The organism is Castellaniella sp., assembly GCF_004321985.1.
Taxonomy (GTDB): Bacteria; Pseudomonadota; Gammaproteobacteria; order Burkholderiales; family Burkholderiaceae_B; genus Castellaniella.
The window spans coordinates 314,538-334,904 of the sequence record NZ_SCQN01000046.1; the positions used below are offsets into that span (position 1 = coordinate 314,538).

The window sequence follows — 20,367 nt, forward strand, 5'->3', positions numbered from 1 at the left end:
CGCCGGGCCGCGCAGGCGCCTGCTGCCGCAGGTATTACTTCAGCAGTGTCCAGGCGCCGTTCTTCACTGTGATCAGTTCCCGGCCGCGCTGGTCGAAGCCGCTGTGGTCCTGGGGGCTCATGTTGTAGACGCCCTGGGTGGCGACCAGTTCGTGGGTCTGTTCCAGAGCATCGCGCAGGGCTTTGCGGAAATCGGCCGTTCCGGGCTTGGCGTGCTGCTCCGCAATGGGAATGGCATGCTGCAGCAGCAGCCCGGCATCGTAGACGTTGGCACCGAAGGTGGCGGGACGCTCCCCGTATCGGGCCTGGTAGCGGTGAATGTAGTCCTCGGCGATGGGCTTGGACGGGTTGCCGTCAGGGATTTCCGGCAGCACCAGCATCAGGCTGGCAGCAAGGATGGTGCCGTCCACGGCCTTGCCGCCCAGCTTCAGGAATGCTGGCAGCGCGGCACCGTGCGTCTGGTAGAACTGCCCCTTGTAGCCTTGCTGGACCAGTGTGACCTGGGGCAAAGCAGCGGCTCCGCCCGTTCCGGCCACCAGGATGGCGTCGGGGCGCGCGGCCAGCAGCTTCAGCGCCTGTCCGGTGACGGAACTGTCGGTGCGCTGGTAGCGTTCGGAGGCGATCAGCTTCAGGCCGTTTTCCTTCACGAGCTTGCTGAAGACCTGGTGCCAGTCGTCCCCGTAGGCGTCGGCGAAACCGATGAATCCGACCGTGTGGATGCCACGCCTGACCATGTCGCGAACCAATGCGTCGGCGATGATGCCAGTGTTCTGCGTGGTCTTGAAGGCCCATTTCTTTTCCGCGTTCATGGGCAGGACCACCGAAGCGGCGCCGACCGGTGCCAGCATCGGCGTGCCGGATTCCGCCGCGAACTGCAGCACGCTCATGGCATTAGGCGATCCGGTGGGGCCGATGATGGCGTCGACTTTGTCTTCGGTGATGAGCTTCTTGAAGGCCGTCACGGTTTGCGCCGGGTCGCTGGCATCGTCCAGCGCAATGTACCGGATGTCCAGGTCGCCGGCTTTGGTCGGCAGCAGGGGCACCGTGTTTTTCTGCGGGATACCCACCAGAGCTGTGGGGCCGGTGGCCGAGGCGACCACGCCGATCTTTACCTGGGCCTGGACCGCCAGCGGGTAGATGGACAGGGCGGCCATGCTCAGCGCGGCGGCTGACAAGAGGGATCGCACGATGGGGTCTCCGGTGGGTGTGCACGATGGGGAATTTTGGCACGATTGGGCTGCGGGTGGGGGGTGTCATGTGCCGTCCGGACCCGCTGTCTTGCCTCAGGCAGCCATATCAGGCAGCCCGCTCCAGCCAAGCCTCGATCGGCATGGGACGGTCCAGCAGGAAGCCCTGAAGTGCGTCGCAATGCTGGCTGCGCAGGAAGTCGGCCTGTGCGGGGGTTTCCACGCCCTCGGCCACGGTGCGCAGACCCAGCTGCCGGGCCATGCTCAGGGTCATGGACGCGATGGCGCCCGCATCCTGGTCGTATGGCAGATCCCGCACCAGGCTCTTGTCGATCTTCAGCTCGAACAGCGGCAGCCGCTTCAGGCAGGCCAGGTTTGAATAGCCGGTGCCGAAATCGTCCACCGAGAACCGTACCCCCATCTCGTGGATTTCCGCCATGCATTTGGCGGCGGCGACGTAGTCCCTGAGCCAGATGCCTTCCGTGACTTCCAGCACCAGCCGGTTGCCGGGGGCATGGGCGCGTTCCAGTGCACCCTGGATGCGTGCCGAAAAATCCGGTTCCGTCAGGCACTCGGGGTTGATGTTCACCGAAACCAGGTAGGACTGGCCGCGCCTGGCGGATTCGTTGAGCACATGACAGGCCCGGTCCAGCGCCCAGTCGGTGAATTCGCACATCATTCCCACCTTTTCGACCAGCGGGATGAATATCTCCGGAGAGATCATGCCTTGTTCTGGGTGGTCCCAGCGCGCCAGCAGCTCGACTCCCGCTGTCTGGCCATCCTGGGCGTACTGAGGCTGGACGAACATTTGCAATTGATCGGTCCCCAGTGCCCGCGACAGATCCTGTTCCAGCCACAGGCGGTGTTCCAGTTCGCGTTGCAGCGACTGCTCGTAGAATACCGGGTTGCTGGTGCTGCGTTCCCTCGCCAGGTGCATCGCGATGTCAGCCTCGCCCAGCGCAGCGTCTGCTGACGCGGTCCCGGCATGCAGCAGGGTGATGCCCGTGCTGACCTTCAGCAGATAGGGCCGCCCGCCGATGGGCAGCGGGCTGGCGGTCAGCGTTTCGGTGAGGGACCGGGCGAGCTCGGTGGCTCTGTGCGCGCTCTCCTCGGCGTAGGCCCCGAGCTGAGTCATCAGGACGGCGAAGACATCGGCATTGATGCGTGAGACTGTGTCGCGGGCACGTGTACCGTTGATGAGCCGCTGGGCTACCTCGCGCAATACCCAATTGCCGCTTTCAAACCCCTGGGTATCGTTGATTTTCTTGAAATCATTCAGGTTCACGATCAGAAGGGCGCCGTTTTCTCCCTCGGCGGTAGCCATCTGTATGGCCTGCGTCAATCGCCGTGTCAGAAAGTTTACGTTAGGCAGATCTGTCAGCGTGTCATAGAACGTCAGTTTGTGGGCGCGCTCTTCTGCCTGCAGGCGTTCGGTCACGTCGGTCATCAATGTGCAGATGGCCTCGATTCGGCCGGCGGCATTGCGCAGCGGAACCTTCACGGTCTGATAGGTGCATTCTTTGCCGGTCGTGTGGGAGCGGAGTTGCCGGTGTGTCACGACCCGCTGGCCGAAGTCCAGCACCTGGCGTTCGTCCCGCTCGATGACGGCGATGATGTCTGCGTCGGTCAACAGCTCCCGGTTGTGGCGCGCCATCAGGCTGCCGGCAGGCAGGCCGAAGAATTCGCATGTCTTCTGGTTGGCGTAGAGGTAGCGGCCCTGTGGATCCTTGATGTGGACGATCTCTTCCGTGGTGTCCAGGATGGTGCCGAGCCGGTTCTCGACTCTGGCGAGCCGCGTGTGGTGAGCCTGTTCGCGTCGCCATAGATAGCCGGAGGCGATCAGCAGCACCACCAGTGCTGTGAGCAGGATCAGCATGGCCCCCTTGCCTGCAGAAGGCACAGGGTCATCCTTGTGTGCGGGAGGCCGGAGGGGATCCTGGCCAACGGTCCGCCTCGCGTCTGCTCACGGGGCATCATCTGTTCCTTCAGAACTCGGTCCACTCCTCATTATCGACTGGCGCGGGCCGGTTGGGCGCTCGAAGAGCAGGTTTGACCGTTGCCTGCTGTCTGGGCGTGGGCGTGGGCGTGGGCTCGGCCCGGCGGGGACGCTGCGGGGCTGGGCTGATGATCTTCTCGGGTGCGGCCGGCAGGCGGGGGGGCTGGCGTGATGCATTGGTCTGGCTGCCTGCTGCGGACTGGGGTTTCTCGCCTGAGCCAGCTGCGTCGCCTGTGGCCTGCGGTGCTGTGCCCTCGGTGGTGCCGAGATGATCAAGGCGGAAGGTCTCGACCAGTCGCGCCAGCGTATCGGCCTGTTCCTGCAGGCTGGTTGCGGCAGCGGCGGATTCTTCCACCAGGCTCGCGTTCTGCCGGGTGACGTCATCCATCTGTGTGACGGCCGTGTTGATTTCCTCGATTCCGGTGGTCTGTTCCCGGTTGGCAGCGCTGATTTCCCCCATGATGTCGGTGACCCGGTTGATGCCGTCCACGATGTCCTGCATGGTCGAACCCGCGTGGCTTGCCTGCTCGTTACCCTTCGTCGTCGATTGCACCGACGCGTCGATGAGGGTCTTGATTTCCTTCGCGGCGGCCGCGCTGCGCTGAGCGAGTGCGCGCACTTCGGAGGCCACCACGGCAAAGCCGCGGCCCTGCTCGCCGGCGCGAGCGGCTTCCACGGCGGCATTCAGCGCCAGGATGTTGGTCTGGAAGGCAATCGAGTCGATGACGCTGATGATGTCAGCGACTTGTTGCGACTTCTGGTTGATCTCGCCCATGGTGCTGACCAGCTCGGCCACGATGGAGCCGCCATTCGTGGCCGTCTTCGCGGCCGTAGCCGCGAGCGTGTTGGCCTGGTGCACGTTGTCGGCATTCTGGCGTACCGTGGCGGTTATTTCTTCCATGGTGGCGGCGGTCTGGGCCAGCGAGCTTGCCTGCTGCTCGGTGCGGGAGGACAGGTCCAGATTGCCGCTGGTGATCTGTGCCGCTGCCGATGCGATGGAGGTTGCGCCGGTGCGCACCTCTCTGACGGTATCGCGCAGATTGTGCGTCATGTTTTGCAGCGCCTGCATGAGCTGGCCGATTTCATCGCGGCTCTTGGCGGCGACCTCCTGGCTCAGGTCGCGGTGCGAGATCGATGTGGCCACCCGCACGGCCTGTGACAGCGGATGCGTGACCCCGCGCGTGGTGCGCCAGGCGAACAGCGGGCCCAGGATCAGCGCCAGCAGCGTGGCAACGGCCAGCAGCATCAGGCCCAGCTGGTTGGCCTGATGGCTTTGGGCGAACAGCTTGACGACATAGTCGTCCTCGAATGCCGAGAGCTTGTCGATCTGAGCAATGTATTCTGCCGTGATCTTGGGCATCTGCTGGTTGAAGAAGGCGTCGGCCTTGCCGTAGTCTCCGTTGTCCAGATCCTTGAACGCCTGGGTGCGCCCCTTTCGGTAGGTGTCGCGGACCTGGATGATCTTCTGGTAGAGCGTCTTGGCTTCGGGGGCGTCGATCGCGTGCTCGATCTTCTGGCTGATCTCGTCGGCCTGCTTGTCCGAGGCGGCAAGCCCCTTCTTGAAGACGGCCAGCACGTCCGGGTTGGTCAGGTTGGCCGCGGCCAGTGCCTGGTTGGCGTTGACGTCGACCGCCCGAGCCCACTGGAAGACCAGCGCATTGACCTGCTGCCTGCCATCCAGGGTCTGGTTGGCTTGCTGTGTGCTGAGCATGCGCCAGGCGCCCATGCCTGACAGAACCAGCAGCAGAACGATGATGAGACCGAAGCCCAACGCGAGCCGGGTACCGATTTTGAGGTTACGCATGTTGCTCTCAGGGGTGGCTGAAATCATAAGATCCGCGCGGGCAGCCGTTCCTGCGCGGATTCGTGCATTCGTTTGTTTCCGATTGTACGAAGCCGCCATGATTTCAAAGCGTATAACAGGGCCCCGGTGCGGCCCCAGTTCCTCGTGAATGCGGGTGCGTCTATGACTCCGGCGCCACCCGTCGGTGCGACGGCCGTTGTCGGCTGTTGCGATGGCGCGTCAGTTTTGGGGGGTGTCGCCGGTGGCGTAGCCGTCCGGGTTTTCCGATTGCCAGCGCCAGGCGTCGGCCATCATCTGGGTCAGGCCTCGGTGGGCCTGCCAGCCCAGTTCGCGCCGGGCCTTGCCAGCGTCGGCCCAGCATTCCGCGATATCGCCCGCGCGGCGGCCGGTGATGACATACGGAATGGCGCGGCCGCTGGCCACCTCGAACGCGCGAATCATGTCCAGCACGGAATAGCCGGTGCCGGTGCCCAGGTTCCAGATGCGCACGCCCGTGTGCTGCCTCAGGTAGTCCAGGGCCGCGAGATGGCCCTGGGCCAGATCAACGATGTGGATGTAGTCGCGGATCCCCGTGCCGTCCGGTGTGGGGTAGTCGCCGCCGAAGACGGAAAGCTGCTTCAGCCGCCCGACGGCGACCTGGGTGATGTAGGGCAGCAGGTTGTTCGGGACGCCGTGGGGGTCTTCGCCGATGCGTCCGCTGGCGTGGGCGCCGACCGGATTGAAATAGCGCAGCAGCGCGATGGACCAGCGCGGATCGGAACGGCCCAGATCCTGCAGGACCTGCTCGACCATGAGCTTGGATCGGCCGTAAGGATTGGTGGGCGTGCCGGTCGGGCAGTTTTCGTCGATGGGCATCGCGGCCGGATCGCCGTAGACGGTGGCCGATGAACTGAAGACCAGCCGGCGTACGCCGGCGGCCGCCATGGCTTCGCACAGCGTGATGCTGCCGGTGACGTTGTTGTCGAAGTAGCGCAGCGGTTCGCTTACGCTTTCGCCCACGGCCTTCAGACCTGCGAAGTGCACCACGCCGTCAATAGCCGTGTCGGTGAAGATGCGGTCCAGCAGGGTGCGGTCGCGGACGTCGCCCTGAATGAAGCCGGGCTCGCGTCCCGTCAGGGCAGCGACACGCCGCAGGGATTCGCGCGAGCTGTTGCTGAGATTGTCCAATGCCAGAACGTCCTGGCCGGCGGCCAGCAGTTCCAGTACGGTATGGGAGCCGATATAGCCGGCTCCGCCGGTCACCAAAAGCGTCATGAGGCAGGCAATGCGTCGTTCGGGACGGTCATGCTACCAGATGATGGCGGGTGCGTCGGAAGCCGGCTGATGGACTAGGCCTTGGGGGTGTAGGCGCTGCACCAGCCCTTCTCGGCGACGTCCTGGCCTGAAAAGATCGGACAGGGCCCCCAGGGGTCACCCGGCTTGCCCTGGTAGAGCTGACAGTTGGCACAGTGTTCGCCTGGTTTGAACTTGGGTTGGGCTTTGGCATCCACCATCGATGCGTCGTGCTTGTAGCCAAGCTGCTTGGCCAGTGCGCTGTTTTCGTCGACGTGTTCGGCGGCCAGCGCCTGGCGCGAGAGCGCCACGGCGGAGACCACCCCCGCGCTGGAAATCAGGAAACTGCGTCTTGTCGTCTTCATGTGAACTCCTTGAAGGGAAAATCCTTGCGGCCTGAACGGGCGCCTTGGGCTTCATTATTCGCCACACGATCGGTGATGACAAGCCGGCATGATGGTGAGCCGGCCCCCGCCGTCAGCCGCAGTGGCGGCCCGTCGCGCCTAGCGCGCCGTCAGCCGGTAGACGCTGGTTTCCAGGCGTGTCAGTCCGCGTGCGGCGAATTTTGGTTCCTTGTCCAGGATGTCGCGTGTCTCCAGCCGCTCGATGCGCCAACGCCCCTCGAAGTGTTCGACGACTTCGTCGTCCGGCACTGCGAAGGGTGGCCCTTGCATTTCCTGTTGCGGGTAATCCAGCGTCAGCAGCAGGGTGCGGCAGCCTTCAGGCAGCCGGTGGTAGACCCGCTCGACGTAGCGCCGGCGCAGCTCGGGTGTCAGCGCGATCAGGGCGGCGCGGTCGTAGCATCCGTCGATGGTCGCCAGCGTGGCGGCGGACAGCTTCAGGACGTCTCCGCACAGATACTGGATGTGGCCCACCTCGTGGATCGTGCCTTCGGGGGTCTGGCGGACCTCGGGATGCAGGCCGTGCTCTTGGAAGAACTGGTCCACGGCCATCGGAGAGATTTCGACTGCGAGCACGTCGTGTCCCTGTGCTGCCAGCCACGCCACGTCCAGCGATTTGCCGGCCAGCGGGATCAGCACGCGGCCCGGCACAGGGACCCGCAGCCCTGCCCAATGCTTCTCCAGCAACGGCATCACGCGGGACTGGTGAAAGCCGGTCTGGCCCTGTTGCCAGCGTTGCAGCCAAAAATCGGTGTCCATGGGTTTTGCTCCTTCACAACCTGAGGATTCAAGTGTCGCAGAAAACTACCGTGGCATGCCGATACAGGACCATACATCGGGAAACTTGCCTTGAGCCGGTGTGATTGGGATCATGGAACGACTTTCAACCGCAACAGGAGCTGGATATGAATCAAGCGATGAAGGCATTCCTGGCCGCGTCCGTGATCGCGCTGGGACTGACCGGGCCTCTGGTGGTCCGGGGGACCGCCAATGCGCAGGCAGCCTATGAGAAGATCGATCGGCCCACCGACGAGCAGTTGCAGCGTTATGCCACGGCCGTGCGCGAAGTCAGCGCGGTAGCGGCGGAATATCAGCCCAAGCTGGAAGCGGCCAAGGGCGAGCCGGCCAAGCAGGCGGTACGGGTCGAGGCGGATCAGCGCATGGTGCAGCGCGTCGAAGCGCGCGGCATGAGCGTGCCCGAGTACAACGGCATCAGCAAGGCTGTGCGCGCCGATCCGGCGTTGCGCCAGAAAGTCGAACGTCTGGTCAGCCAGTAGCGTGTGGCCCGGTTCGATCGGATCCGGACCTTTGTACTGCAACTGAATCGTCTTCCTTCGGCAAACCGCTACCCAATATGTTGCGGATATATTTATTAAATATTAGACTGAGGTTTTAGCTCTGACTCCCGAGTAGGAAATCTCATGAACGTCGAAGGAATCCTGGTTCCCATCGTGACGCCCTTTGCGGCTGACGGGAGCGTGAATCTGGCGGCCTTGCGCAAGCTGGTGGAACATTTCGTCCAGGCTGGCGTGGGCGGTATCGTGGCCTGTGGCACCACCGGCGAATACTACACGCTGACCGCGATTGAGCGCGAACAGGTACTGCGCACCGTGATCGAGGCGGTCGCCGGGCGTGTGACCACAGTGGCCGGCATCAATTCGCTGTCCACCGATGACAGCATCGCCCATGCCGCACAGGCCCGAGAGCTTGGCTACGACGGGCTGCTGTGCACTGCGCCGCCATACAGCCTGGCCAGCCAGGAGGGCATCTTGCTGCATTTCCGCAAGCTGGCGAAGGCCACGCCGCTGCCCATCATCCTGTACGACTTCCCTCAGCGCGTCGGGGTGCAGATCGCCGAGGAGACTGTGCACGAGTTGGCGAAGGTGCCCAATATCGTCGGCGTGAAGGAAAGCAGCGGTAACTTCAATCGGGCCCTGTCGCTCATTCAGGCACGCATTCCCGACTTCCAGATCATCTGCGGCGCCGACGACACGGCGGCCGATTTTCTGTTTTGGGGCGTGCGCAGCTGGATCAGCGGCGGTGCCAATGTGTTCCCGGCCGAGCAGGTGGCGATGGTGAAGGCAGCGACTGCCGGCCGCTGGGACGAGGTCCGCTCGCTCATGACCGGCATGTATCCGGTCATTCAGGCGATGGAGTCGGGCGACTACAACCAGAAGGCCAAGCTGGGATGCAGCCGCCATGGCGTGAATGCGGGCACTGTGCGCGTGCCATTGGCGCCGCTGTCGGCAGCCGGTGAGCAGGCCTTCCGGGCCATGCTCGATGCCTACGGACGCTGAGGAGGCACATCATGCCATTGACCAGAGAGCAGGTCTTCGCACAAGCCCGGGACGGCCGGCTGTGGGCCGGACACCTGATTCCCGGCCACGATGTACCGGGTACCGAATTGAACAACACCACGCCGATCGACAACAGTGTGATTGGCGCCATCGAGAATGGTACGGCGGGCGACGTGGACCTGGCGGTGCGCGTGGCGCGGGCGACGTTCAAGTCAGGAGAATGGTCGGCGCTCGCGCCGGCTGAGCGCAAGCGTGTGATGCTCGCCTGGGCGGATCTCATGGAAGCCCATCTCGAGGAGCTTGCGGCGCTGGATTGCGTGGATGCGGGCAAGCCAATCACCGAGTGTCTGAATACCGATCTGCCGGCCACGCTGGAGACTTTCCGCTGGTACGCTGAGGCGGTCGACAAGTGCTTTGGCCGGGTGGCGCCGACCGGGCCGCAGGCCATGGGTCTGATTGTGAAGGAACCCATTGGCGTGGTGGGCACGGTGCTGCCGTGGAACTTCCCTGCGCAGATGTATGCCTGGAAGGTCGCACCCGCCTTGGCGGCCGGCAATTCCGTCATCGTCAAACCGGCCGAGCTTACCTCGCTGAGCGCCTATCGCATGACGCAGCTCGCGCACCAGGCTGGCGTCCCGGCCGGTGCGTTGACGTTGGTCACGGGGCTGGGCGAAGAGGTCGGCCAGGCCATCGGCTGGCACATGGACGTGGATGTAGTGTCCTTCACGGGGTCCACCGAGGTCGGGCGTTATTTCCTGAGGTACTCCGCCGACAGCAACCTGAAGGAGATCGTGCTGGAGTGCGGCGGCAAGAGCCCACAGGTGGTCTTCGACGACGCGGACCTGGATGGCGCGGTGGACCACGTGCTGGCCGCCGCCTTCTGGAACATGGGCGAGAACTGCAGCTGCGGCTCGCGCCTGATCGTGCAGTCCGGTATCAAGGACGCGTTGCTCGCGCGCCTGCGCGAACGTCTCGCTCAATGGAAGGTGGGGCTGCCCACCGATGAGTCGGTGCAGATCGGGCCCATGGTGGAGCAGGTGCACTTCGAGAAGGTACGCGCGTTCCTGCAGGGGGCCGAGGCCGAAGGCGCCCGCCTGGTGCATGGCGGGCGCATCCGCTCCGATCTGGGCAGCGGCTGGTATGTGGAACCCACTATCTTCGACCAGGTGTCGTCGGGCTCCCGCCTGTTCCAGGAAGAGGTCTTCGGCCCTATCCTGGCCGTGACCCCCTTCGAGACCGAGGACCAGGCGATCGAGTTGGCCAACGACAGTCACTATGGTCTGGCGGCCTCGCTCTACACGACCGACGTGCGCCGCGCCCAGCGGGTGGCGCGTGCGATCCAGGCTGGCACCGTTTCCGTCAATGGCTTCTCCGAGGGCGACATCACCACACCGTTTGGCGGCTACAAGCAGTCGGGCTTCGGCGGGCGTGACAACGGGCTGGAAGCGCTGGACCAGTATCAGCAGATCAAGACGATCTGGTATGTAAACTAGTTCTCTATGACCGTGCGGGTGAATTCCATCAGGTAATCCATGAGCGCGTCGGCGCCAGCGATGGCCTGTTCGGGGTCCTTGGCGTGGATGCCCTCGGCCTCGAGCAGGTGGCAGCGCGCTCCGCGCTCCAGATCACCTTCGTGCTGGAAGGCGTACCAGAAGCGCCGGCACTGGATGATCATGGGCACAATGGCCTGCACCGCGTAAGGGTTGCGGCTGGCTTCGTGGTTCACATGGTCCAGCGCCTGGTCGGCCTGCATGTAGCCAGTGAGGTCGCCGCGCTCGGCGGCGCTGACCATGTCACGGGCGCATTGCAGAATGCTGGCGCTCTGGGTGGGGCTGGCCCTGCGGGCCGATGCGCCGGCGATGAGGCGCTCGAGCACCCGGCGCGTGTCGATCAGGATCAGGTGCTCGGCGATGCGGATCTCGCTCACGCGCAGGCCGCGCCGTGGTTGCTGCTCGATCAGGCCGCTGGCCACCAGCCGCATCAACGCTTCGCGGATGGGGGTTCGCCCCAACCCCGTCATCTCGATCAGATCACTTTCCACGATGGGCTGGTTCGGTTCCAGCCTCAATGTCGCGATCATCTGCTCGATCTGATCGTAGGCGGCCTCGGTCGCGCGCACCTTGGGCGCATGAGTATCGTGGGTCATGGTTCGATACCCCACTGGAAGGGGTCGTCGTCCTGCAGGATCAACGTGGTCTCCGCGCTGATGTGCGCCTGTCCGCGGATCGTCGGAACGATGGTGCCGTCTTGTCCGGGTTCGTAGCTGGCCTGGAACAGGCTGCCGATGGTGCTGGCCTGGCGCCAGGTGGCGCCAGGCGCCAGCTTGCCGTCCGCCGCCAGGCAGGCCAGCTTGGCGCTGGTCCCCGTGCCGCAGGGCGAGCGGTCATAGGCCCTGCCGGGGCACAGCACGAAATTGCGGCTGTCGGCCTGCGCGTCCGGCCCGAACAGCTCGATGTGGTCGATGCGCCCGCTATCGCGTCCGTGGATGCTCTGGTCTTCAAGCGCCTGAGCGATGGCCGCCGTGTATTCCGTCAGCGCCGCCCGGTCGGCGCCCGGGACCACGTGTTCTGGGGCGTCCACGAGAAAGAACCAGTTGCCGCCCCATGCGATGTCGCCTGTCACGGCGCCGTAGCCCGGTACCTGGACTGTCACTCCCTGGCGGAAGCGGTAGGCGGGTACGTTGCGCACGCTGACCGAACCGTCTTCGTGCAGCGTGGCCGTTACCGGGCCGACCGGCGTTTCGATGCGGTGAGCGCCGGGCTGGATGCGGCCCAGGTAGGCCAGGGATACCAGCAAGCCGATGGTGCCGTGGCCGCACATCCCCAGGTAGCCGGAATTGTTGAAGAAGATCACGCCGGCCGTCGAGGCTGGATCCTGTGGCGTGCAGAGCAGTGCGCCCACTATCACGTCGCTGCCGCGCGGCTCCAGGATGACCGCCTTGCGCCATTCGTCGTGGCGCTCGGCCAGGAGCTTGCGTCGTTCGGCCATGGTGCCGGCGCCCAGGTCGGGAAATCCGTCCAGGATCAGGCGCGTGGGTTCACCACCGGTGTGGGAGTCCAGCAAGGAAATGCGTTTCATCGGGGATCCTTGAACAATGAGAAGCGCGTGGCGCGGTACGGGTGCAGGTCGATGGCCGGCACCCGCCCCGTGGCCAGATCGCACACCAGGCGGGCGGTGGCGGCGGACTGGGTCAGGCCCAGATGGCCGTGGCCGAATGCGTAAATGAATGCCGGGTGGCGTGATGCCGGGCTGATCATGGGCAGCGAATCGGGCAGGCTGGGCCGAAAGCCCATCCATTGCTGTCCGCCTTCGGTGTGTAGCCCCGGCAGAAAAGCCTTGGCCTTGTCCAGCATGGCCTGCGAGCGGCGGTAATCCGGGGCCCGTTTCAGGCCGGCGAGTTCGACGGCCCCGCCGACCCGGATGCCACAGGTCAGCGGCGAGACGACGAAGCCGTGGTCGGCGAACGTGATCTGGCGATGCAAGTCCAGCGCGTCGGGCGGCAGCGTCGTGTTGTAGCCGCGCTCGGTCTCCAGCGGGACGGCGTCGCCCAGTTGACGCGTCAGGTGATGTGACCAGGCACCGGCGGCGATCACGATCTGTCGCGCGTCGATGGTGGAGCCATCCTCCAGTGTGATGCGTCCGCCCTGTGCCGTCGGGCCCAGATGGCTGACGTCCCCCCGGATCAGGCGGGCTCCGAGCGCGAATGCATGTTCGGCGACGTCCTGTGTCAATTTCAGCGGGTCGTCGATATTGCGCCAGTTGGGGATGTGGATGCCGTGCGTGAAGCGCGGCGACAGGCCGGGCTGGAAGGCGGCGAGGTCGGTACCCTGCAGTGGCTGGCTTTCGATGCCGTGACGTGCGCGCTCGCGAACGACTTCCTGGGCGATGGCGAACCGGTCCGCACCTTCGTAGACCTCGAGCATGCCCTGGGTGTACAGGTGTCGGTCCAGCCCGGTGCGGGCCATCATGCCGAGCATTTCGGATTGGGCCAGCGTGATCAGCGATACCTGCGACTGGATGTTTGCCCGGTATCGGTCGGACCAGCTTGCGCGCCAGAGGCGCAGCAGCCACGGGGCGATCTGCGGCAGATAGGCAGGCGGCAGACTCAGTGGTCCCAGCGGGTCGCGCATCCAGCGCAGCGCCTTGCGGATGATGCGTGGCGAGGCCAACGGCAGGATCTCTGCAAAGGCCAGCCCGCCCGCGTTGCCGCGGCTGGCGCCGCTGGCGATGTCGGTGCGTTCGATCAGCGCGACATCCAGGCCGGCTTCCCGCAGATACAGCGCGCAGCTCGTGCCGATGATGCCGCCGCCGATGACGGCGATTTCGCAGGTGGAAGTAGCCATGGAATCTCTTGTCGGGTATCCGGACTATGATTCCACAGCGGTATCAAATATGCAACTGATATATCTATGTCGGACTAGCCACGCGGCTTCATTCGTTGCCCCAGCGGCGGGCGATGATGGCGCGTTCCAGGACGCCGATGAACTGCTGGATGGTGACCTGGCGATTGACGGGCAGATTGAAGAAGCGGAAAGCGGCTGCGTGCAGCGGCTTGCCGTTTTCCTGGATGAGCTGGGCGTGGCGCAACAGCCGCAGCGTGATGGGCACCGGGTCTTCGTCGGGGAGTTCGAGTGTGCACGCCAGCATGGTGCTCATCGGCGCGTTGGACAGGAGCCCCTGGGGGTCGGCCAGCCGGACTCCGCCGGCGCTGAGGTCCAGTATTCGGAAATGAGCCTTGCCGTCCGGCAGCGATGAGTCCTCGATCCGGCAGGCGGCGGGGCTGCTGGCGGGAATGTCCACCCGGAAGAAGTCGCGCCGCTGCATGCGGCGGATCTTTTGAGGAGATGCCATCGACAGGGCGGGGCGGCCGCCGTGATGGGCGGGCGTCAGTGGGCCGGTAAATTCGATCATCACCCGGTCCAACGTGCCCTGCAGGCGCACCGAACGGGCCCGCAGAAGCTGGGCGTTGATCTCGTCTTCCGATGCGTTGTCCAGCAACACTGCGCCCGATTTCCTGTCAATCGCCAGCAGCGTGGAAATGACGGCGACGGTGTGGCCCGGGATGTCCAGATGCACCAGCGTGCGCTTGTTCAGCAGCCCGTTCAGAATGGCCTGGATCTGCAGCGGTTGTGTGACGGCGAAAGGATCGTCTTCCTGGAAAGCCATGACATGTAAAATTCGGTTTCTGCCGTGTAGTATAATGTAAACGATCTGGGCCCGTTGCAACGGGCCCAGATCGTCAGGGAAAATCACAGGGATGTGAAACCACCCGTCCGCCCGATTATTCCAGTGCCTTCACCATGTCTTCCAGAACCTTCTTGGCGTCGCCGAACACCATCATGGTCTTGTCCAAGTAGAACAGTTCGTTCTCCAGACCAGCGTAGCCGGTGGCCATGGAACGCTTGTTCACGATGACCGTGCGCGCCTTGTAGGCCTCTAGAATGGGCATGCCCGCAATGGGAGAGTTGGGATCGTTCTTGGCGGCCGGGTTGACCACGTCGTTCGCCCCCATGACCAGCACGACGTCGGTCTGGCCGAATTCGCCATTGATGTCGTCCATCTCGAAGACCTGGTCGTAGGGCACCTCGGCCTCCGCCAGCAGCACATTCATGTGCCCAGGCATGCGTCCTGCCACGGGGTGGATGGCGTATTTCACCGTCACCCCCTGTTCGCCCAGTTTGGCGGCGAGTTCCTTTAGCGCGTGCTGGGCACGCGCTACAGCCAGGCCGTAGCCCGGCACGATGGTGACGGTCTCAGCGTTGCTCATGAGGAAGGCCGCGTCTTCGGGGCTCCCCGACTTGACGCTGCGTTGGGTGCCGCCATCCGCCGCGGCAGCCGACGGCTCGGCACCAAACCCGCCCAGGATCACGTTGAAGAAGGACCGGTTCATGGCCTTGCACATGATGTAGGACAGAATTGCGCCCGAGGACCCTACCAGGGAACCCGCGATGATGAGCATGGGGTTTTCGAGCGAGAAACCGATCCCCGCCGCTGCCCACCCCGAGTAGCTGTTCAGCATCGAGATCACCACCGGCATGTCGGCCCCGCCGATGGGGATGATGATGAGCACGCCCAGCACGAACGCAATGGTCACCATCAGCGCATAGGGCAGCCAGGACTGCGTGCCCATGAACCACAGGCCGCAGGCAATCATTACCACGGCCAGCAGCAGGTTGAGCGGGTGCTGGCCGGGGAACACGACCGGCGCTCCCCGGAAGAGCCGGAACTTGTATTTGCCCGACAGCTTGCCGAAAGCGATGACGGAGCCCGAGAACGTAATGGCACCCACGAAGGTGCCGATGAACAGCTCCAGCCGGTTACCGACCGGAATGGGGGCGCCGATCGCGGCAATGCCAAAGGCATGGGGCTCGGCCACCACGGCCACGGCGATCGCGACGGCGGCCAGTCCGATCATGCTGTGCATGAATGCGATCAGCTCTGGCATCTTGGTCATTTCGACCTTGCGGGCCAGCAGTGTGCCCACGCTGCCGCCCACCAGCAACCCCAGCAGGATGCGGCCCATGCCCAGCGCTACGGAGCCTTCGCGCGCCAGTCCGATGATGAGCGCCGCCGTGGTCAGAATGGCGATGACCATGCCGACCATGCCAAAAAGGTTGCCGCGCCGCGACGTGGTTGGATGTGACAGGCCCTTCAGCGCCTGGATGAAGCAGATCGATGCGATCAGGTAAAGCAGGGTGACCAGATTGGCGGAAATCATGCCGGGCCCCCCTTGCGGTCCTTTTTCTTGAACATCTGCAGCATGCGCTGTGTCACCAGAAACCCGCCGAAGACGTTCACGGCGGCCAGCGCGACCGCGATTGTCCCCATGGATTGCGCCAAGCCACCGTCCGTGAGCGCCGCAGCGAGCATGGCGCCCACGATGACGATGGCGGAAATCGCATTGGTGACCGCCATGAGCGGCGTGTGCAGAGCGGGGGTCACGTTCCACACGACGTGAAAGCCCACATAGACCGCCAGCACGAAGATGATGATGTTGATGAGGGTGGGATTGACCGCTTCCATCAGGCGCTCCTCAGGACTTGGCCGTTCTGGGAGACCAGGCAGGCTTTGACGATGTCGTCGTCCGCCGGAATGGCCAGGCGGCCTTCGGCGTCGACGATGAGTTTCAGGAAATCCAGAACGTTGCGGGCGTAGAGCGCCGAAGCATCGGTCGCCAGCAGGGCGGGCAGGTTGGTGAGCCCGACCAGGGTGACACCATTGTGGTCGATGATTTCGTCCGCCACCGAAAGAGGGCAGTTGCCGCCCCGCTCGACCGCAAGATCCACGATCACCGAACCCGGCTTCATCGCGGCCACGGTGTCGGCCTGGATCAGGGTGGGAGCGGGGCGCCCGGGAATCAGCGCCGTGGTGATGACGATGTCGGCCTGTCTGCAGCGTTCGGCCACGAGTTGCGCCTGGCGCGCCATCCATGCCGCCGGCATCGGACGGGCGTAGCCACCGGTGCCTTGCGCGATCTCGCGTTCCTCGTCGGTTTCGAAAGGTACATCGATGAACTTCCCGCCCAGCGACTCGACCTGCTCGCGCGCCGCCGGGCGCACGTCCGATGCCTCGACGACGGCGCCCAGCCGCCGCGCGGTGGCGATGGCCTGCAAGCCGGCCACACCCGCGCCCAGCACCACCACGCGCGCAGCTTTCAGGGTGCCTGCAGCTGTCATCAGCATGGGGAAGATGCGGCCGTAGTGATGTGCGGCCAGCAGGACCGCTTTGTAGCCGGCGAGGTTCGCCTGCGACGACAGCACGTCCATGCTTTGCGCCCGCGTTGTGCGTGGGGCTGCCTCCAGGGCAAAAGCCGTCAGGCCGGCATCGGCCAGCGTGCGCAAGCCGTCCGCATCGAATGGATCCAGCATCCCCAGCAGGGTGTTGCCACGCTGCATGCGGGTCAGTTCGTCCGGTGTCGGCCGGCGGACTTTCAGGACCAGTGCGCTGCCCATTGCGCCGGCGACGTCAGTCAGTGTCGCACCGGCCTGCTCGTAGTCTGCGTCCGGGTAGCGTGCAGCCCTGCCTGCCTCGCGTTCCACCAGGACGGTATGGCCGGCTTTGACCAGCTTCTTCACTGTTTCAGGGGTGGCCGCGACCCGGGTTTCGCCCGGCAGAGTTTCGCGGGGGATGCCTATCTGCATGGTGCCCTCCGGGTGGCGAACATCGACGTGGATGGCATGGAGTCTCCTGTGTGTGCCTGTGATTTGTTTTCTGCTTGTTTCCGTATAACAGAAATTCTGCACCGCAGCTTCGTCTGACCCACCGCCGGTTTTTGAAATGGTCCATATTCGCAACAGAATGCTGCAGCCGTCGTGATTCGGTCTACGGGGGTGTTTGGCATGGGTTAGCATTCCGGTTGTTGTCCGCGCGCGGCGCGGACTGCCGATTTCAACGCAGGATTCCACCATGAATGTCTGGTTGAAGCGGGTGTTGTTCGGCTTGGTCATCGCACTCATCATCGCGGTGGTGGGCCTGGCAATCTTCCTGCTGACCTTCAATCCGAATGCCTACAAATCCAAGCTCGAAGACCTGGTCTACGCGCGCTATGGTCGCACGTTGACCATCGAAGGCGACATTGGTCTGTCGCTGTTTCCGCGCATCGGCCTGTCGGTGAAGGACGTGTCCCTGTCCAATCGCGGCAGCAAGGATCTGTTCGTATCGGTGGACAGTGCGCGGTTCGCCGTCGCCATCTGGCCTTTGTTGTCGAACCAGCTCGTCGTGGATCATGTTGCGATCAACGGGCTCAAGGCCTGGGTGGTGCGCACCCCCAAGGGGCATTTCAATTTCGACGACTTGCTGGAGAGCCGGCGCGCTGCCCCGCCGGCGCCTGCGGGCAAGACGACTGCCCCGGGGGGGGCTGTGACTGCGCCGCTGGCGCCTGCGGACGATTCGGATCTGAACATCGACATCGCCGGGCTGGAATTGAAGGGCGGCCAGATCAATTACCGTGACTTGCGCGACGGCGTGTCCACGACGGTAACCGGCATCGAAGCCAACACCGGGCGCGTCACGTATGACCAGCCATTTGATGTGGCGATCAAGGCCACTCTGAAAGGCGACGACCCCGTGCAGGATGCGAAGCTGGATGCGCAGGCGTTGCTGCGCCTCAATCCGGGCGGGCGCGGCTATTCGGCGCAGAAAATCAATGTGCAGCTTACTGGCCGTCTGGGCAATCTCGACCAGGCGCGCGCGACGTTGAAGGGTAACGTGGCCTACGACAGCCGTGCGCATAATTTCTCGGCTGGCAACCTGGAGCTTGCGGTTGCAGGCGATATCGTGGGTGCGCACCCCATCCAGGGATTGCAGGCCAACCTCACGGCCAGCCAGTTGCGGCTGGACTCCCGTAATGCTCAGCTCAAGGTCTCCAAGCTGGCGCTGCGGGCCTCGGGCAAGGATCAGGGGCGCGCGGTGGAACTCGCGCTGGATGCGCCAGCGCTGGTCATCTCTCCGGAGACTGCACAGGGTGATCCGGTAACCGGGACGATCAAGTGGGCGGGCAGCGATACGCTGGCCGCTTCGCTCAAGCTCGAGGGCTTGTCGGGCAATGCGTCGGAATGGCAGTTCCGCTCGGTCGGATTGGACGGCAATGTCATGCAGGGCAAGCGCTTGCTGCGCCTGAGGCTGACTTCGCCACTTTCCTGGAACAGCAGCCTGCGCAAAGGGGCGCTCTCGGCAATCAAGGGCGATATCGGCGTCCAGGACCAGGAATTGCCTCAGGGCGGCTATGAGGCGCCCATGATTGGCAGCGTCCATGTGGATCTGGTGCGCGACGTGCTGGACGCCGACTTGAACGCCGTCGTCGATGGCGGGCAGGCGGCCTTCAAGGCCCAGGTGAAGAAGCTGGCTCAGCCCGAAGTCAATTTTTCGTTCAGCACCGAGAAGCTGGATCTGAATCGCTGGATGCCGGTGCCGCCGGGTGCGGTCAAGGTCCAGGCACCCCCGAAGGCCGGGGACGCGAAACCGGACGTCAAGGCCAAGCCTGACACCAAGGCCAAGCCCGATGCCAAGACTGCCCCAGCCCCGGCCCCCGCACCAGCGACCTTCGATCTGTCGTTTCTGAAGGGGCGGAACATCCGGGGGACGGTGAAGATCGGTGATCTCCGCGTGCGTGATGTACAGCTGACCAAACTCAGTGCTCAGGCTGACGTTCAGAAGAACACGCTGACCATTTCCAAGCTGGCGGCTCACTTGTACCAGGGCACGCTGAGCGGCAAACTCACGGCATCCTCCGACCAGACGCTGGGCTTGAACCTGACGCTGGACAAGGTCTCCGTGGCGCCTCTCTTGCAGGCACTGGGCGCGCGGGGGCTGGTCTCGGGGTTGGGCGGCGCGCAGATCGACCTGACCGCACAGGGGGCGACGCTGCCCGCCCTGGAAAAGTCGCTCTCCGGACAGGTTACCTGGCAGGTCCGTGATGGTGCCATCCATGGCGTAGATGCCACGCAGACGCTCTCGGATGTGTCGGGTGCCCTGGGCAATGTACTGAAGGGCCGGCTGGACGCCGTACCGTCGCCCTTCCAGAAGGGGCGCAGCACGCCTTTCAGCACCCTGGAAGGGCGCGTCGACCTGAAGGACGGTATCGGCACGGTGTCCAAGCTGGCACTGGTGTCGCAGCTCGTCCGGGTGTCCGAGGGGAAGCCTGCCCAGATCGATCTGCCGGCCAGGAGCCTGGACCTGATGCTTCAGATTCAGGTGGCCGCGCATCCACCGAAGGTTCTGGCGGCCTCGCTCGGTTCCCTGGCGGGAGCCACCATTCCAGTCAGGATATCCGGGCCTTGGGCTGATCCAAAGTATGATGTCGTGTGGAGCGAAGTCCACAATCAGGCCATTCAGCAGGCTTTGAAATCGGGGTTGATGCAACTGCTCTCGGGCAAGGATCTGATCCAGCAGGCACTGCCCGCACCCGCACCTGCGGCCGAGCCGAGCCCCAAATCGGGGACCCAACGTGACACGGTGGAGCGGCTGGGCAATGCCCTGAAGGGCCTGCTGGGCCAATGACCGACAACAAGGAGACAACGGTGACTGAATCTTTTCACCCGATTGCCGGCGGTGCTGGCCTGGGGCAGGCCGATGCCGGCGACTATGACCACCGCTGGCTGCTGGTGGATGGCGACAATGCCTGGCTGAACGGCGGCCAGGCCCCACGGTTGGGTGAACTGGATCTGTCGCTGCGTTTCGGCTATCTGGTGATTCGTGCGCCGGGCATGTTGCGCCTGGACATTCCGCTGGATGTGATCGAAGACGACGAGAGCGTGGAGCGCGTGGCCCAGGTCGGCGGCCAGGCGGTCCGGGTGGTGGACGAAGGCGATCTGGCAGCTGCCTGGTTCGCCGAATGGCTGGGGCAGCCCTGCCGGCTGATGAAGGTGCACCCCGAGGCTGCACCGGTCGCCTGGCCCGCCTGATACTGACCA

The 20,367-nt window shown here is 64.3% G+C and carries 18 protein-coding genes; 5 read left to right on the forward strand and 13 right to left on the reverse strand.

All coding sequences use genetic code 11. The features are described 5' to 3' along the window. Positions 1 to 34 precede the first annotated feature (34 nt). The 6 genes from EPN31_RS12565 to EPN31_RS12590 form a co-directional block, all read right to left on the reverse strand. Positions 35 to 1,153: an ABC transporter substrate-binding protein gene (locus EPN31_RS12565; RefSeq protein WP_291773872.1), complete on the reverse strand. Its 1,119-nt coding sequence runs from the start codon at positions 1,151 to 1,153 to the stop codon at positions 35 to 37. Between the two features lie 142 nt (positions 1,154 to 1,295). Continuing rightward, entirely contained in the window at positions 1,296 to 3,086 is a 1,791-nt protein-coding gene (locus EPN31_RS12570; protein WP_291773680.1) for an EAL domain-containing protein, read from the reverse strand. Positions 3,087 to 3,171: 85 nt separating this feature from the next. Beyond that, complete coding sequence (locus EPN31_RS12575) at positions 3,172 to 4,986, reverse strand: methyl-accepting chemotaxis protein (RefSeq protein ID WP_291773683.1); 1,815 nt, start codon at positions 4,984 to 4,986, stop codon at positions 3,172 to 3,174. A 219-nt stretch (positions 4,987 to 5,205) separates the two neighbouring features. Then, complete coding sequence (gene galE / locus EPN31_RS12580; RefSeq protein WP_291773685.1) at positions 5,206 to 6,240, reverse strand: UDP-glucose 4-epimerase GalE; 1,035 nt, start codon at positions 6,238 to 6,240, stop codon at positions 5,206 to 5,208. A 74-nt stretch (positions 6,241 to 6,314) separates the two neighbouring features. Then, positions 6,315 to 6,623, reverse strand: a complete 309-nt coding sequence (locus tag EPN31_RS12585; protein WP_291773687.1) for a high-potential iron-sulfur protein — start codon at positions 6,621 to 6,623, stop codon at positions 6,315 to 6,317. 138 nt (positions 6,624 to 6,761) lie between these two features. Further along, entirely contained in the window at positions 6,762 to 7,418 is a 657-nt protein-coding gene (locus EPN31_RS12590; RefSeq protein WP_291773689.1) for a thiopurine S-methyltransferase, read from the reverse strand. A gap of 146 nt (positions 7,419 to 7,564) precedes the next feature. On the opposite strand from EPN31_RS12590, the gene EPN31_RS12595 reads away from it, so the two are divergent. The 3 genes from EPN31_RS12595 (at position 7,565) to EPN31_RS12605 (ending at position 10,449) form a co-directional block, all read left to right on the forward strand. Next, positions 7,565 to 7,936 (forward strand): DUF4168 domain-containing protein, encoded by a 372-nt coding sequence (locus EPN31_RS12595; RefSeq protein ID WP_291773691.1) that lies wholly within the window; start codon positions 7,565 to 7,567, stop codon positions 7,934 to 7,936. 144 nt (positions 7,937 to 8,080) lie between these two features. Continuing rightward, positions 8,081 to 8,956, forward strand: coding sequence for a 4-hydroxy-tetrahydrodipicolinate synthase (gene dapA, locus EPN31_RS12600; RefSeq protein WP_291773693.1), 876 nt, complete (start codon positions 8,081 to 8,083; stop codon positions 8,954 to 8,956). An 11-nt stretch (positions 8,957 to 8,967) separates the two neighbouring features. Then, positions 8,968 to 10,449, forward strand: coding sequence for an aldehyde dehydrogenase (locus tag EPN31_RS12605; protein WP_291773694.1), 1,482 nt, complete (start codon positions 8,968 to 8,970; stop codon positions 10,447 to 10,449). On the opposite strand, the gene EPN31_RS12610 is transcribed toward EPN31_RS12605, so the two are convergent. The 7 genes from EPN31_RS12610 to EPN31_RS12640 form a co-directional block, all read right to left on the reverse strand. Further along, complete coding sequence (locus EPN31_RS12610) at positions 10,446 to 11,102, reverse strand: GntR family transcriptional regulator (protein WP_291773696.1); 657 nt, start codon at positions 11,100 to 11,102, stop codon at positions 10,446 to 10,448. The two genes, EPN31_RS12605 and EPN31_RS12610, sit on opposite strands and share 4 nt — an antisense overlap. Continuing rightward, positions 11,099 to 12,034 carry a 4-hydroxyproline epimerase gene (locus tag EPN31_RS12615; protein ID WP_291773699.1) on the reverse strand — a complete coding sequence of 312 codons (936 nt, stop codon included), beginning with the start codon at positions 12,032 to 12,034 and terminating at the stop codon, positions 11,099 to 11,101. Before EPN31_RS12615 ends, EPN31_RS12610 begins: the two co-directional genes overlap by 4 nt. After that, positions 12,031 to 13,299 (reverse strand): FAD-binding oxidoreductase, encoded by a 1,269-nt coding sequence (locus tag EPN31_RS12620; RefSeq protein ID WP_291773701.1) that lies wholly within the window; start codon positions 13,297 to 13,299, stop codon positions 12,031 to 12,033. Before EPN31_RS12620 ends, EPN31_RS12615 begins: the two co-directional genes overlap by 4 nt. Before the next feature lie 88 nt (positions 13,300 to 13,387). Then, positions 13,388 to 14,122, reverse strand: a complete 735-nt coding sequence (locus EPN31_RS12625) for a flagellar brake protein (protein WP_291773703.1) — start codon at positions 14,120 to 14,122, stop codon at positions 13,388 to 13,390. 115 nt (positions 14,123 to 14,237) lie between these two features. Further along, positions 14,238 to 15,674 carry an NAD(P)(+) transhydrogenase (Re/Si-specific) subunit beta gene (locus EPN31_RS12630; protein WP_291773705.1) on the reverse strand — a complete coding sequence of 479 codons (1,437 nt, stop codon included), beginning with the start codon at positions 15,672 to 15,674 and terminating at the stop codon, positions 14,238 to 14,240. Beyond that, entirely contained in the window at positions 15,671 to 15,979 is a 309-nt protein-coding gene (locus tag EPN31_RS12635) for an NAD(P) transhydrogenase subunit alpha (RefSeq protein ID WP_291773707.1), read from the reverse strand. The genes EPN31_RS12630 and EPN31_RS12635 overlap by 4 nt, the downstream gene beginning before the upstream one ends. Beyond that, the gene (locus EPN31_RS12640; protein WP_291773709.1) at positions 15,979 to 17,097 is read right to left on the reverse strand and encodes a Re/Si-specific NAD(P)(+) transhydrogenase subunit alpha; all 1,119 of its coding nucleotides are present in this window, start codon (positions 17,095 to 17,097) and stop codon (positions 15,979 to 15,981) included. Before EPN31_RS12640 ends, EPN31_RS12635 begins: the two co-directional genes overlap by 1 nt. 265 nt (positions 17,098 to 17,362) lie before the next feature. Between EPN31_RS12640 and EPN31_RS12645 the strand changes: the two genes are divergently transcribed. Together EPN31_RS12645 and EPN31_RS12650 are read left to right on the forward strand one after the other, a co-directional pair. Further along, a complete protein-coding gene (locus EPN31_RS12645) occupies positions 17,363 to 19,954 on the forward strand; it encodes an AsmA family protein (RefSeq protein ID WP_291773711.1) in 2,592 nt (863 codons plus the stop codon). A gap of 20 nt (positions 19,955 to 19,974) precedes the next feature. Next, positions 19,975 to 20,358, forward strand: a complete 384-nt coding sequence (locus tag EPN31_RS12650; protein ID WP_291773713.1) for an MOSC N-terminal beta barrel domain-containing protein — start codon at positions 19,975 to 19,977, stop codon at positions 20,356 to 20,358. Positions 20,359 to 20,367 lie beyond the last annotated feature (9 nt).